The organism is Stenotrophomonas sp. (genome assembly GCF_032061965.1).
Lineage (GTDB): Bacteria > Pseudomonadota > Gammaproteobacteria > Xanthomonadales > Xanthomonadaceae > Stenotrophomonas.
The window spans coordinates 1-15,078 of record NZ_DAMBEF010000013.1 but is presented as its reverse complement, the minus strand read 5'-3'; the positions used below and the strand labels follow the sequence as shown (position 1 = coordinate 15,078).

10 protein-coding genes are annotated in these 15,078 nt (G+C 53.8%); all 10 read left to right on the top strand.

All coding sequences use genetic code 11. The annotated features are described in order from the left end of the window. The first annotated feature begins 33 nt into the window (after window positions 1–33). The 10 genes from RT460_RS08800 (at window position 34) to RT460_RS08755 (ending at window position 14,388) form a co-directional block, all read left to right on the top strand. Window positions 34–1,221 (top strand): cystathionine gamma-synthase, encoded by a 1,188-nt coding sequence (locus RT460_RS08800; protein WP_313318466.1) that lies wholly within the window; start codon window positions 34–36, stop codon window positions 1,219–1,221. Continuing rightward, on the top strand, window positions 1,218–2,009 hold the full coding sequence (locus RT460_RS08795; RefSeq protein ID WP_313318465.1) for an ABC transporter permease: 792 nt from the start codon (window positions 1,218–1,220) through the stop codon (window positions 2,007–2,009). Before RT460_RS08800 ends, RT460_RS08795 begins: the two co-directional genes overlap by 4 nt. Continuing rightward, window positions 2,006–2,782, top strand: a complete 777-nt coding sequence (locus RT460_RS08790) for an ATP-binding cassette domain-containing protein (protein ID WP_313318463.1) — start codon at window positions 2,006–2,008, stop codon at window positions 2,780–2,782. The genes RT460_RS08795 and RT460_RS08790 overlap by 4 nt, the downstream gene beginning before the upstream one ends. Window positions 2,783–2,787: 5 nt before the next feature. Beyond that, the gene (locus RT460_RS08785; protein ID WP_313318462.1) at window positions 2,788–4,161 is read left to right on the top strand and encodes a glycosyltransferase; all 1,374 of its coding nucleotides are present in this window, start codon (window positions 2,788–2,790) and stop codon (window positions 4,159–4,161) included. Between the two features lie 55 nt (window positions 4,162–4,216). Next, window positions 4,217–5,506, top strand: coding sequence for a UDP-N-acetyl-D-mannosamine dehydrogenase (gene wecC / locus RT460_RS08780; protein ID WP_313318461.1), 1,290 nt, complete (start codon window positions 4,217–4,219; stop codon window positions 5,504–5,506). Window positions 5,507–5,515: 9 nt separating this feature from the next. Continuing rightward, window positions 5,516–8,830, top strand: a complete 3,315-nt coding sequence (locus RT460_RS08775; protein ID WP_313318460.1) for a glycosyltransferase — start codon at window positions 5,516–5,518, stop codon at window positions 8,828–8,830. A gap of 12 nt (window positions 8,831–8,842) precedes the next feature. Continuing rightward, on the top strand, window positions 8,843–11,032 hold the full coding sequence (locus tag RT460_RS08770) for a glycosyltransferase (RefSeq protein WP_313318459.1): 2,190 nt from the start codon (window positions 8,843–8,845) through the stop codon (window positions 11,030–11,032). Between the two features lie 181 nt (window positions 11,033–11,213). Continuing rightward, entirely contained in the window at window positions 11,214–11,684 is a 471-nt protein-coding gene (locus tag RT460_RS08765; protein WP_313318457.1) for a hypothetical protein, read from the top strand. 26 nt (window positions 11,685–11,710) lie between these two features. Further along, complete coding sequence (locus tag RT460_RS08760; RefSeq protein ID WP_313318455.1) at window positions 11,711–13,390, top strand: hypothetical protein; 1,680 nt, start codon at window positions 11,711–11,713, stop codon at window positions 13,388–13,390. Further along, window positions 13,387–14,388 carry a glycosyltransferase family 2 protein gene (locus RT460_RS08755; RefSeq protein ID WP_313318454.1) on the top strand — a complete coding sequence of 334 codons (1,002 nt, stop codon included), beginning with the start codon at window positions 13,387–13,389 and terminating at the stop codon, window positions 14,386–14,388. Before RT460_RS08760 ends, RT460_RS08755 begins: the two co-directional genes overlap by 4 nt. Window positions 14,389–15,078 lie beyond the last annotated feature (690 nt).

The window sequence follows — 15,078 nt, the reverse complement described above, 5'->3', positions numbered from 1 at the left end:
TGATAGAATCTCGCTCTTTAGCTGGAAGTAGCCATGACGGATCAGCATTTTCGCAGCCAGGAGGGCGAGCGCAGCTTGTCGCTTGCCACTTTGGCCATCCACGGCGGGCAGTCGCCCGATCCCAGCACCGGCGCAGTAATGCCGCCGATTTACGCGACATCGACCTATGCACAGTCCAGCCCGGGCGAGCATCAGGGTTTTGAGTACTCGCGTACGCACAATCCCACGCGGTTTGCCTATGAGCGCTGTGTTGCCGCGCTCGAAGGCGGCAGCCGCGGCTTCGCCTTTGCTTCCGGCATGGCGGCCAGTTCCACGGTCATCGAATTGCTCGATGCCGGTAGCCACGTGGTGGCGATGGACGACATCTACGGCGGCAGTTTCCGCCTGTTCGAGCGCGTACGCAGGCGTACGGCCGGTCTGGACTTCAGCTTTGTCGACCTGACCGATCTGGCTGCCTTCGAGGCCGCGATCACCGCCAAGACCAAGCTGGTGTGGATTGAAACCCCGACCAACCCGATGCTGAAGATCGTGGATATCGCTGCGGTGGCTGCCATCGCCAAGCGTCACGGCCTGATCGTGGTGGTGGACAACACCTTTGCCTCGCCCATGCTGCAGCGGCCGCTGGAACTGGGGGCAGACCTGGTGCTGCATTCGGCAACCAAATACCTCAATGGCCACTCCGACATGGTCGGCGGCATGGTGGTGGTAGGCGACAACGCCGAATTGGCCGAGCAGATGGCGTTCCTGCAGAACTCCATCGGTGGCGTGCAGGGGCCGTTCGACAGTTTCCTCGCCCTGCGCGGCTTGAAGACCTTGCCGCTGCGCATGAAAGCGCATTGCGCCAACGCACTTGAACTGGCGCAGTGGCTGGAAACCCACCCGGCGGTGGAGAAGGTCATTTACCCGGGCCTGACCTCGCACCCGCAGTACGTGCTGGCGGGCAAGCAGATGTCCGGCTTTGGCGGCATCGTCTCGATCGTGCTCAAGGGTGGTTTCGAAGCGGCCAAGCGTTTCTGCGAACGCACCGAGCTGTTCACCCTGGCCGAATCCCTGGGCGGTGTGGAAAGCCTGGTCAACCACCCGGCGGTGATGACCCATGCCTCGATTCCGGTCGAACGCCGCAACCAACTCGGTATCAGTGATGCGCTGGTGCGCTTGAGCGTTGGGGTTGAGGACGTGGTGGATCTGCGTGCAGATCTTGAGCAGGCGCTGGCCGGATGAGTCGTTCGCTTATCGGGGATTACATCGACAGCTTCCGTAATCCGGGGTTTTGGATCTATTCCACTTGGCTTGAATTGGCCACGAAGTACCGTCGCTCACGGCTGGGGTTGTTCTGGGCCTTGTGCCCAGCATTGATCTATATGTTCGGTATTGGTGGTTTTTTCGGCTATCTGCAGGGGCATTCCGCAGCAGGATTCATACCCCACCTCGGCATTGGTTATGTGCTGTTTCGCCTGATCACCATCAGTCTGAGTGAATGCACCACTGCATTCCAGGGACATGCCAGTTTTATCATGGACGGCCGGGTACGGCTGACTGATTACATTCTGCGCGTTGTTGCCAAGGCGATGTTTTACTTTGTCATGGCGTTGCCGGCCGTGGCTATTGCCTTGGCCATGAGCCCGAATTTCCAGCCATCGGGGCTTTTGGTTTCCTTGCCAGCGTTCGTCCTAGTGATACTCAATATAGGCTGGATGGGGGCGATTGTTGCTGTGCTGGGTGCACGCCTGCAGGATGTTCATGAGCTGATTGGCAGCATCCTGATGTTCAGTTTTCTTTTTACACCAATTATCTGGTACGCGGATCAGGCGCCCGTTAATACCGTGCGCGGCATGATCGCGCGGGCCAATCCCCTTTACCACATGATCGAAAGTGTGCGCGCCCCAATGCTTGGTGAGCCGCTGGAGCACCTCACTTACATCTACATGGTGGTGATGTTGCTGGCTGGCTGGCTGGTGGCCTCTTTCATTTATCGGCGTTATGCGCGCTACGTTCCGGTGTGGGTATGACTCAGCAAATCTATCTAAGGGCAAATAAAATAGGCTTGGATCTGCCGACCTATACCCAGGAGCAGCGCACAATCAAAGCCAGTGTCAGCGTGTTGCTGCAGGCTGCGTTCCAGCCACCCAAGCGCATGATGCGGACCACGCTCGAAGGCATTGATTTCGACTTGGGTCCGGGCGATCGTCTGGCAGTGATGGGACGTAATGGTGCGGGTAAGTCAACCCTGCTGAAGGTCTTGGTGGGGGCCTACCCGCCTACGCGGGGCACTTTGGAAGTCTCCGGTGCACGGCAGGCGCTACTGAATCTGGCTCTTGGTTTTAATCCGGAGGCAACCCTTGTCGAAAATATCCTATTGCGCGGCATAGCAATGGGGTTGAAAGCCAGGCAGGCTCACGCAATTGTTGATGAAGTGCTGGATTTTTCCGAGTTGAAGGGAAAATCAGGTGACCGCCTACGAACCCTGTCATCAGGGCAACGCATGCGGCTTGGATTTGCATTGGCGACCGCTGTGCAACACGAAATTCTGATCATGGATGAGTGGATTGGTACCGGCGATGCTGGTTTTGTACAGAAAGCGCAGCAGCGAATTCAGTCTCGGGTGGAGAGCGCCCAGATTGTTGTGCTCGCAAGCCATAACTTCACCTTGATGGAGAACGTCTGCAACAAGGCGATTCTGTTGGAAGGTGGGTCGATTGTTGCGGCAGGAGGCGTGGTCGATGTACTGGCGAAGTTCAAGGAGGTTCTTGCTTCTCCCTCTAAACATCCTCAGCAGGGTTGAAAAAGATGCGTTTCTTGCTGATTGCCTATGATTTTCCTCCTATTCCCTCGCCGCAGGCGTTGCGCTGGGCCTATTTGGTCAAGGCGCTGGTAAATGCAGGCCATATCGTTGAGGTGATTGCTCCGGACGTCCCTGGCTATGGCGCGGGCGGTCTGCCTGAGCTTCCTTCCGAGGTGTTGGTTCGCCGGGTATTTCCGGGCCGTTTGACTCGGCTTTTGCTCGGGCGCGGCTCGAAGAATGGCGGGCATTCTTCGGCCTCCGTCGGTAGATCGGCTACGGCTGCTGATTCGACTGGTGAAGTCTTGAATTGGAAGGGCCGATTGAGAAAGTCTGTCGAATCATCCTTTGATGATGGCAGCGGGCTGAACTGGAAAGGGCGGTTGGCCGAGAAGATCAAGACGGTAGTTTCTGATCGCATATTTCCAGACTATCGGGCCGAGTGGGTTGAGTTCGCGGTGATGGCGTTGAAAGCGTCAATTGCCAGTGCCCAGCCAGATGTTGTGGTGGTTTCGCACGAGCCTGCATGTGCTTTGCCTGTAGGGCTTGCTGCGGCCGAGCAAGGATTGCCTTTGGTTGTTGACCTGGGTGATCCCGTATTGGCGCCTTACACCCCGGAAAAGTGGCGAAAGGCAGCTTTGGCTCTGGAAAGTGAAGCATGCCGCGCGGCCATGCTGGTGAGCGTGACTACCGATGCGGCGGCGGTATTGTTGCAGCAGCGGCATTCGTTGCCAGATAGGAAAGTTGTTGTCATTCGACAGGGCTTTGATCCTGAGTTCCAACTCGTCGATGGCCAAGGGATCTTGTTTGATTCCGGAATGCTTGAGCTTCTTTATACCGGCAGCTTTTACAGTTTTAGAAGTGCGAAGACGCTGCTGGATTCTGTTTTGTCCGTTCCAGGCGTTCGTCTTTCAATTGCAACCATTCGCGCACCTGAGTATTTAGCCGACTACGTCGAAAGGTCGCAGGGGCGCATCCGACTACTCGGCTTTCTACCGCATACCGTAGCGCTTGCTGCGCAACGTCAGTGCGATGTCCTTGTAAACCTGGCTAATGCGGATCCTGTGCAGGTTCCGGGAAAGATCTACGAGTATTTGGGTGCGGGAAAGCCTGTTATGCACTTGCGTGGCGAGCACCGAGATGCCACAGGCCAGTTGGTGTCCGCGACGCGGGCAGGGTGGGATATCGCTTCTACCCCGGAGCAGATAAATTCCGTTCTCGCTGAGGCTATAGCTATCAAGGCGCAAGGAACCTTGCTGTTGCGCGCGCCGCAACTTGACGAGGTACTGCAATATTCCTGGCCCAGTTTAGCGGCTCAGTGGCTGTGCGAGGTGGAAACTGTCCTCAAGCGCCAATGCAGATCCCTGAACACTGGCAATTGATTTTCAGGTACGCCTTGAGGTTTTCAGGCGAGCCATACCTATAAGAAGGAGTTTTATGAACGGCAATATTGAACCAATCGCAGGTGTGGAAGTTGAGATGAATGACCGGACTGTTTCCGTTATCGGCCTGGGTTACATTGGCTTGCCTACTGCTGCCACGTTCGCTGCGCACGGCCGCGCTGTGGTGGGTGTGGATATCTCCGAGCGTGCTGTGAGCGCGATTAATCAGGGAACGGCTCATATTGAAGAGCAGGGGCTTCCTGAAATGGTTTCGCAAGGCGTCGCCAGCGGCAAACTTCGTGCAGTGCTCAGTCCTGTTGCTGCAGACGATTTCATCATTGCTGTCCCAACGCCGGTCGACCACGAGACGCATCAGCCAGATGTCGGTTATGTGATGGCTGCTGGCCGCTCGATTGCGTCAGTCCTGCGTAAAGGCAATTTGGTAGTGCTTGAATCCACATCGCCGGTGGGTACCACCCGGCAGCTTGCACAATTGTTGGCTGAGCTACGTCCAGACCTTCGTTTTCCACTTGACGGCGAATCCAATCCCGATGTTCACCTTGCATATTGCCCCGAACGCATAATCCCCGGTCAGATGCTGCGGGAGCTGGTCGAGAACGATCGCATCATCGGTGGAATGTCGGAGCGTTGTACGGATAGGGCGGCGGCGCTGTATCGCACGTTCGTAAAGGGACAATGCGTTCCTAGCAATGATCGCACGGCCGAGCTTTGTAAGCTGGCTGAGAACTCGTACCGCGACGTAAATATCGCTTTTGCAAACGAGTTGTCGATGATCTGCGGTAATCTGGACATCGACGTCTGGCGGCTGATCGAGCTCGCCAATCGCCATCCGCGGGTAAACATATTGAGGCCGGGCCCAGGTGTCGGGGGGCATTGCATTGCCGTTGATCCCTGGTTCATCGTGTCAAGCGATCCGGAGCGTGCGAGAATCATCAGGACCGCTCGCCAGGTAAATGACAGCAAGCCGAAGTACGTGCTTGATCTGGTCGCTGAGGCGGTTCGAAAATTCCCGGAAGAGCATCCGCGGATTGTGTGCCTGGGGCTTTCTTACAAGCCGGATGTCGACGATTTCCGTGAAAGCCCTGCGCTGGCGATTGCACAGTCTCTTTCTGCGGCCTATCCCGGCGCCGTTGTCTGCGTTGATCCTTACTCGCACGCTCTCAGTGCGTCGGGGGAAGATGTTGACAGCTTGAAGATTGCAGATGTTGAAGTGGGGCTGAAGGAAGCGGATATCGTGGTCGCATTGGTGTCTCACTCTGCTTTTCGGGATATTGCCTATCCGGTCGAGGCTACCGTCATTGATGCCTGCGGGCTGTGGAGCTGAGGAGCGATAATGCACAACGAGCACGGTGAAAGTTCAGACGCTGTCAACCCATGGGCTGACCACATCAACGAAGCGTACTACGATGGAATGGGTGCAGCTTTTGGTGCCCGAACTCGCGATCGCATCAACTGGATGTGCTCGCAGGTTACGGGTGAAACCGTGCTGGATGTCGGCTGCAGTCAGGGAATCACTGCGATTCTTTTGGCACGTGAAGGGTTGCGCGTAACCGGGATCGATATCGATCAACCGACGATCGACTATGCAATTTCAGAACGGGCGAAAGAGATCCCGTCTGTACAGGAGAGAATTGAGTTTCACTGCATGGACTTGGCGGGCCTTGCTCCTGCATTGTTCGATACAGTCCTTATGGGGGAAGTTATCGAGCATCAGACCAGCCCGAGTCGCTTTATTGGCAGAGCGGCAGCATTTCTTGCGCCCGGTGGCAGGTTGATCGTGACTGTGCCATTTGGTTTGAACCCTTGGCCGGATCATAAATCGACAATCTATCCAGGCGATTTGGTCCTAGGGTTGCCGAAAGATTTTACTGTCCGAGAGCTGATTGCGAGTGATGGCTATATCCGCTTGGTTGCTGATCGTGACATGGCCTCTTCGGTCCCGGATTGGGATCTGCTACTGGATGCCACGAGGGTCGGTGCGCTCGATGTTCATCGTAAATACTATGTCTTGGCGGAAGATCTCAAGCAGTTGCATAAGCAGAAAGGTGACCTGCAGAGCTCAGTTAAAATCACTCAAAGCAAAATTGAAGAATTGCTAAGTGAGAAGGCGCGTAGCGAGTTAAGTTCACAGCGCGATCAACTTAAGTTTGATAATACGGTCGAAGAACTTAATCGTGTTGCACGAGAACTTGAGAGGGTTGCAGTGGAGCGTGACAGCGCCTTGGCCGAATTGGCTCAGGCCAGCGAGGAGCTTGCCGACGTGACGATCAAGCGTCGAATTGCGGAGGTTGAGCTTGATGGAAGCAAGGCAGAAACAGATTTGGTGGCTCGTAACCTCGATGCTGCTAGGAGCGAGGTGAGGTTTGCAGGTATTGAATTGGAGCGATCCAGGGCAGCCGGCGAAGATATCGGACTGAAGCTCACGCAAGCGACCGCGGAACTGGACCATCTGCGGCGGGAGCTGAACTCCGTGACGGAGCGAGAGGGGCGCCAGGCTGCGGAGCTGGAACAGCTGCGGCGGGAGCTGAACTCCGTGACGGAGCGAGGGGGGCGCCAGGCTGCGGAGCTGGAACAGCTGCGGCGGGAGCTGAACTCCGTGACGGAGAGAGGGAAGCGCCACACTGCAGAGCTGGATGATCAGAAGACTTCACTGGAAGCACGGCTGGTGTCCTTACGATCCGAGCTGGCTGTTTCTCAACAGAAAAGGACTGGTCATTTCCTGCACCTGGAGGCTGAGCGAGCTTATGGAGAACTGTTGAAGGAGCGGATGCGAGAGTTGCATGAAGAGAACTTCCGTTTCAATCATTCTTTGGCACTTGCGATAGGCCAGGCTATCCTGCAATTGCGCACCCCGCGCGGCATCTTGGCTTTCCCCGGCGCGATGGCGCGCGCGTTCACGGCATATCGTAGGCGTGGTGATTCCATTCCTAAGATGTCCCTGCCTGCGCGTGTGGCGGTCAGCGTGCCACCAGTATCCGGGAGAAGCGCGAGTCCCATTGCTCCAGGACGAACAGTCAATGTCGGGGGGGAGGTTGCACGCAAGCAGCTCTCGGTGGATGGATGGACACAGAAGTTGGATTCCAACAAGCCCGCTGTCATGAGTGTCATGGATGAGTTCTCAAGGGCATGTTTCGCTCCGCACGCAAATTTGATTGAGCCGCGCCCGGACAATTGGGAAGGTTTGCTGGACAAATACAATCCGGATTTTCTGTTTATTGAGTCTTCGTGGAAGGGAAATTCAGGGTCCTGGCAGTATAGGGTTGGAAATTACGCCAATCCGCCGGGTAACGAAATTCTTGATATGGTGGGAGAGTTCAGGAAGCGCGGCATTCCGACTGTTTTCTGGAACAAAGAAGATCCAGTTCATTTCAATGATTTCGTCGCTAAGGCGATTCATTTTGATCATATCTTTACGACTGCTCAGGAGGCGATCCCTCGCTATGTTGATCGAACTACTGCCAGTGTGGATGTTTTGCAGTTTGCGGCTGAAGAAACGTTGCATAATCCGATAGGTAGTGGTGAGCGTAATTCAAGAATCTGCTTTGCTGGTAGTTTCTATGCAAATCGTTTTCCTGAGCGTAGGGATGATCAATTGATGCTTTTGGATGCAGCGCTTGCGCACGATTTCGATATTTTTGATCGAAATCACAAGCCGGGTGCATTGCATTCCGATTTTTCGTTCCCCGAGCGTTTTTCCGGAAACATTCGAGGCAGCTTGCCTTATTCCGGCGTTAATGATGCCTATAGAAAATACAGGGTTTTTCTGAATGTAAATTCCGTTATCGATTCGCCGACGATGTTTTCAAGGCGAGTCTTTGAACTTTTGGCCTGCGGAACCCCGGTGGTGAGCACATGGTCTCAGGGTACTGAGGAGACGTTTGGTAGCGATCTGGTGTGGCATGTGCGTAGCGCAGAAGAAGCGAAGGAGGCGCTGGCGGTACTCATGACAGATGATCGTGAATGGACCAGGAGAAGCCTCCAGGGGATCCGTGAGGTGTTTGCCAAGCATACCTATCGGCATAGGTTCCAGCAGATCCGCAGGTCGATTGGCCTCGGGAAGTTCGGTGAGGACAAGTTCGGGGAGATTTTGGTGGTCGCCGAGGTTGCGTCATCGATCGGTGCAAGCCAGGTGCTGGACGCATTCAGTCGGCAGGTTCTAGTTGGTGATGCGAGTAAGCGGCTTATGCTGATCTGCAGGACGGACTTGGAGTTGGGGCACGCTGCTGCCGAAACAGGTGCAAATATCCAGATGGTTCGCAGTGAACGCGCCATTGAGGATATTATTGGGGACTTGGAGGTGAATTCAGCCGGTACTGTGTTGGCGGTGATGGCAACCAATGCTGTGTACGGAAAATTCTACCTTCAGGATCTTGTGAATGCCCTCAGGTACAGCGGTGCGGCTATCGTGGGTAAGCCAAGCGTTGGCGACCAGTGTTATCAGTTTGACGTAGAACTCGATTCGGCTTCGTTGATGTTGAACATGGCGTCGCTTTCGAGCAGAGATAGAAAGCGGGCTTTTGAACCACGTAGACCTGTAGATGCAGCAGGTAAGACTAGATTCGCGGCTGACTCGGCAAACTTTAAGCGGGTTGGTGATATTGTGGATGCGGCAACATACGCGGAAACAGTGCAAAAGATCGAGATTTAAGAAGAGACTCTCATGTCAATCCGGAAGATTCGAGTCGGCGTCAGTGGGCACGACCTCAAGTTTTGGTATCCGTTGCAGGCGGTCCTGGAGGCCACCGGGAATTTTGAGTTTCGTGAGGATTTGTGGAGTGGCCATGATACTCATGACGTAAAAAACTCGGAAGCTCTCATTGAATGGGCGGACGTGCTGATCGCAGAATGGGCGCTTGGAAATGCTGTTTATTATTCGGTCAATAAGCTCCCTTCACAGAAGCTATACATCCGCTTGCATGCACAAGAACGTAGGACCACTTACCCGGAACGGATCGACTATTCGGGGGTGGATGCGATTGTCTTTGTCGGAAAGCATATTCTCGAGGAGTGTGTTGCGAGGTTCTCCGTGCCTCGCGAAAAGTGCATCGTAATTGGAAATATGATTGATGGCGCGCGTTATCGGCTTGGAAAATTCGGAGGAGCCGAGTTCGTTTTGGGTATGATTGGGATTTCCCCTCAGTCAAAGCGATTGGATATTGCGCTGGATACGCTGGAGATACTGCTTCAGGAGGATGAGCGTTATACGTTACGTATCAAGGGGCATAATCCAGCATCGATTTCATGGCTTTGGGCTCGCGCCGCTGAACGCGAGTACTATGAATCTGTTTTCAATAGGATTAACAGTGGTTCGCTGCGCTACAAAGTTATTTTTGATCCACCAGGCGCTGATGTTCCTTCATGGTTGAAGATGGTTGGCACGATTTTGTCGCCTTCTGATCATGAAAGCTTCCATATGGCGGTGGCCGAAGGGGCCTCATCTGGTGCTTTGCCCATCGTTTGGTCCTGGCCGGGAAGTGTAGAGGTATATCCAGAGTTTCCTCGCGTCGACTCTCCCCGCCAGGCGGCTGACTTAATAAAATTCTATAACCGAAGCGCCGCGGGGCCGCGGTTGCGAGCGCATGCTGGAAAATTTGTTGAAGCGCGGTATGGTAATGAGGTTATCTCATCAGAATGGAATAGCCTTCTGCAAAGTGAAGCTGCCGGGGCGTCCAATGCCGAGCAGGATCGTCGAGGCAAAAGCGTTGTCGTTGTTTGGGCGATAGACAATTGGCTCTCGTTCCATCGGCGCGAGATGCTGGAGGCGCTGGCTGGCCACATGTCGGAAACGCACGATTTTCTGATAGTTGAGCCAGGTAATCACTATTCAACTGTTGCTAGCCTTGGGTGGGCCACGCCTGAGGAGCTATCCAGAATTGTTTCCGGCGAGTTGCCGTTGGAGGCGGGCAATATCTGGCGGACAAGGCTTTTCACCGGTGGAATCCCTTCGGGAGTGCAGTCGGCAAGCTACCAAGGGCGCTCGGATCAGTTGGAAGTTCTGGATGGCTTGATCAAAGCAAGATATGATGCTTCGGCATCGGTACTTCATTGGGTTTATAAGCCTGATCAGGCGCTGCGATTGTTCCGGACTTCTAAGTTTGTCTATGAAGTTTACGATGATTACACCATCGACTTCGGTTCTGGTGAGTTTTCCAGTTCGGTGGCCGAGATGGAGCATACTGCGTTGGAACGCGCCGCGTATGTATTCTTCACGTCTCAGCCATTGTTGGAGCGAAAGGGTGGTATCGCCAAGGCCTGTTCTCTAGTAGATAACGGTGTGGCTGTCGACGTTTTTAAAAGATATCATGTTGAATCAACCGTTCGAGATGGTCGGCCGGTTGCGGGGTATCTTGGCAATCTTTCCGTGTTCTTTGACTGGGAGTTGATGGTCGCGGTTTGTGAAGCCCTTCCTGAGGTGGATTTTGTATTTCACGGGCAAGTCGAACTGTCTCCTGGTGACCACCGGCGTGGTCTTTATGAGCGTCTCAGGGCAATGCCAAACGTGCTGTTTAGTGGAAGGGTTGGACGTTTGCGTGGCGCTGCTGCCATCAGCAGTTATGACGTTCTTCTGATTCCTTTTGTGGTAAACGATGCCATGCATGCGGTCAATCCGCTGAAGCTTTGGGAATACTTTTCCACTGGATTGCCAGTCGTTAGTACGCCCATGGACGCCATTAAGGAACGTACCTCGCTGTTGCGGGTGGCGAATGGGCAGGCTGAGTGGGTAAGTGCTATCAGGGGGGCGTTGCTTGAGACCGATGTAGAGCTGTCGAAGAGTAGAGTTGAACGCGGCGAAGAGCGGGCTTGGACTCGTTTGACGGAAGAGCATGCCAAGATCATTTCATCACTTTGAAACCATCAATGTGACTGGAATGGCAGTCGCTACGCACTTGGCGAGTTCTGACAGGACCCGGATGATCATGTAGTAGAGTTCTCGAGCGTAAACTGTAGTGGAGACGCCATACGGCTGTGTCTGAGCTGCTGGATGGCGATGTCGCTAAAGCCTATCTATTTAATTGTGTTGGAGACTGATTATGTTGAAATTTTCTCGTTACTCGGTACTTGTTTTGGCAGTAGCTACAATCGCGGGTTGCGGAAAGGCACCTGTCACGGCCGAAAATACTGGTGCCGCAGGTAAGGCGGCGGTAGAGGCAACTGACGTATCGGCAGCGGTTGCAAGTGATTTCCCAAAGGGCTTTGTACCTGATTTTGCCTATCGGGTCCGCTCCAAAGCCGACGACACTGTTGATGGGGTGGCGTATAAGAAGCTTGTTATTGAGTTCAAGGGTGGAGATGTCGCGCTTACTGATAAGGCCATCGAAGCCGGAATGACGAAGATCGGATATCGTCGATACAAGACTCTTTCCCAGGAGAACGGCGCTATTGTCGGAGATTACGGTAAGGACGGACATCGAATTACCGCGACTACGACTCCCCGGACTGATGCGATGAATCTTTTTGATGCCGATGCCAAGGGTACTGTCTATTTCGTCTGGCGCCCATAAATTTTGAGACCAAGGAAGGGGTTGATATGATTGATCATCGTGTAGATTACCAGCGCAATCGAGCGTTATCGGGGCCTCTGATTGGCTGGCTGGGCGTGGTTATTGCGGCGGCGCTTTTCTACGTTTTCTACACGGGGCTGTTTTGCAGTGACGACACCAGATATCTGGTTGGTGTAAAAAAAATAGTTGACGGGCAGCATATCGATCTCGGATCGATCGCTGAACGTCGATTGATCTTTCTCCTTCCCTCTGCGTTCTTCTATTATGCGAGTGGGCAACAGCTGGGTGCGGCCATAGCCGTCTATGGACTGTTCTATGTGCTGTTGCCTGCTCTCGTGTGCTGGGGCTTTCGCAAGTACATGGGGTTCTGGGCCGGGATCGTTGGGCTATTGATAGCTTTGACGCCGCTTCTGTACGTCAACGCGGGATCTATCCTGCCAGATATCATTAGTGCATTTGTAGTTATGCTTTCTGCTGTTTTCACGCTGGAGCTGTTGCTCCGTCGTGAATTCTCGATTCCGGCCAGATCAGCTGTATTGGTCTTGACGGGTGCACTGGCGGCGACCGGTGTTTCATTAAAGGAGAGTAACGCTGTAATAGCGGTGTTGCCTTTCGTGCTGGTTCTGTGTTGCCGGATATCCAGGCGCAATTTGAGGGCTGGGTTCATCGATTGCCTGATAATGCTGTGTGGCAGTGTTTCGTTCTTTTTGATCGAATCGGTGTTGTACAAGGTATTCGCGGGTAGTTGGCATTCAAGTCTGATGAATCGCGCGGCTGATCATGGTTTCGCGCGATTTATAGAAACCCAAGGGTTGTATCCCTGGAGTCGCTTCAGGTTCCTCGCCGGTACGTTTGACTACTGGACGCTTGGGCTATTTGCTGTTGCGCTGGGTTCGGTGGCCTACTATTTGTGTTCGTTGGTTCTTCGTCGGCAATTTAAGACGAGCTCTTATGTGTGGTTGGTTGCGGTTACATTCTATGCTTGGCCGCTAGTGTATTTCACAGTAGGTACATCGCGCTTTGATCAGTATATGCCGCCGGTTATTCAGGCGCGCTATTTTGCGCCATGTGCGCCCTTTGCAGCGTTGCTGGTAGGGTTGCTGTTGCGCGAGCTTTTTGACGATATATCCGGCCGATCCAGGTATTTTCTGATTGCGCTGATTCTTGTGGTGATGGGGTCGGGCATTTATTTTAGTTACCCGGGGCGAGCCATCCAGTATTGGGCCAGGGCAAAGGATGCGCTGCTTGTTGGTATTTCTGATGTGCGCCGGCTTGGTGTTGATGGCGTGGTGCTGGGGGGGGGCGCAGTCAACTCCGAGGTGGATCGGTGCTACCGCCACGTGCTTCAGGACGAGTTTCCCTTGGTTTCCAGGTCCGGAGTCGACGCTCTTCCGAAGCCACCTTTTGCTCTTTTCGGAGCGACTCTCGCAGGTCTTAAGGCAAGGGATACAGCGTTGGCTTCGGAGATTGCCGCTAATGTCGAGTCGCGAAATTGGAAGCTGGCGCTGGTAGGTTACTATTATGTGGATGAGACTGGTGGCAGCGATATTTGGTGGTTGCCCCGAGAGAGGGCTATCGTTGCAGAAGAGGAGGCGGGCAGCGCTGCATTTAGATCTTCAGTCGTGCCAGTTGGTAATCAACCCTGGATGAAGCGCGAGATGCATGCAGAGGTATTTTTGGTAACCGATGCGGAGGATGACAAGTGAATCCTACTGTCGCTGCTGGGGAGATTGCTGTAGTTATTCCTGCGTACAAGGTAACTCGGCACATACTTGACGTTATTGGGGCAATGCCGCTGAGTGTGTCCCGAATTTATGTGGTGGATGATGCCTGTCCTGATGGCAGTGGCGCGCTGGTTATAAACCGGTGTGACGATCCGCGAGTCAGAGTGTTGTTCAATAAGGTCAACTTGGGAGTGGGGGGGGCGGTAAAGCATGGTTATCGCGCCGCGGTTGCTGATGGAGCAGATGTTGCTGTTAAAGTCGATGGCGATGGCCAAATGGATCCGGCACTTATTCCGTTGTTTGTCGCGCCAATTCTTTCTGGGCGCGCCGATTATACAAAAGGAAATCGCTTTTTCGATGTTTCAGTCATGAAAAAGATGCCTTTTGTAAGGCTCTTTGGCAACGCAGTTCTGTCCTTTTTGTCAAAATTGTCGACTGGATATTGGAGCTTGTTTGATCCCACCAATGGCTATACCGCATTGTCGTGCCGGGTTGTGCCGTTGTTGGCCTTGGACAAGGTTAGTGATAGATATTTTTTCGAAACAGATATTCTTTTTCGATTAAACTCTATCGGTGCTGTTGTCAGGGATGTGCCGATGGTTGCGCATTACGCGGACGAGGTAAGTAATCTAAAAATTTCAAAGGTGATTCCTGAGTTTTCAGTGGCCCATCTAAGGAATTTTCTGAAAAGAATTTTTTACAATTACTATCTGCGCGATTTCAGCGTGGCTTCCATTGCACTTTTGGTAGCGGTTCCGCTGTTCTGCTTTGGCGTAGGATTTGGGGCGTTCAAATGGTGGATGTCGGTGACTACGGGTGTGGTCGCAACTTCAGGTGAAGTCATGCTGGCGGTGTTGCCTTTGACTGTCGGGTTCCATTTGTTTCTTGCTTTCATTTCCTATGACATGATGAATGTTGCCAAGGAGCCTTTGACGCAATTGTTGGGTGGCCGCCCCAGTCACGGTCGCGTGGGGGAATAGGATAGCTACTGATTGGCTTGTCGCTTCTGTGCTGGTGAAGGTGCAAAAGTTGGATCGCCTGCATGAAGTTTGGAAAGCAGTCATATCCTGAAGCGTCGATTCCGCTCGAATCAAGGGGTTCATGTGGCGGCATGGTCTGCACCCTGGACATTATATTCAGTGCCTGGTGCCGGCTCTAAAGGGTATAAAAGGGGGGCAACTGCCTTTACACGCAAGGAATGCCGCTGGCGATTGAGTTGGTGCCGATGGACACGCTGGTGTCGTCGTTCAGCGTCCGGATCCCTCGTTTCCAAATTCCGTTCTCTTGTGGGTTGTGTGGGATGATTAACCCATGCTTCAGTCCAAGCAGCGCACCAGGCGGGCCTCATCGAAACTGGTAAAGATGGACCGATTGTTCCAGCGCAGAAGGAAACGGGGTTCGGGCAGGCCCCCCGAAGCGCCGTAGAGCGTTGTTCGGGGGGGGGCGTTTTAGGGGCGGCGGCGTCTTCTGCCTGTTTCAGAGAAGTGCCGATCTAGCAATCGGCCAAAAGTGCCAGGCTGAGCCAGACGCCTTTCCTCCCGCGCACAAGGCAAATGCCAGCGGCCCTCTGTACTGACCCGCAAGCCCGCCGGGATTTCTTGGACTCGATCCGTGGGTGTAATGACCCACTGAAAACCTGCTCAGGTGTTAGTTTTCCCAAAGGAGACACC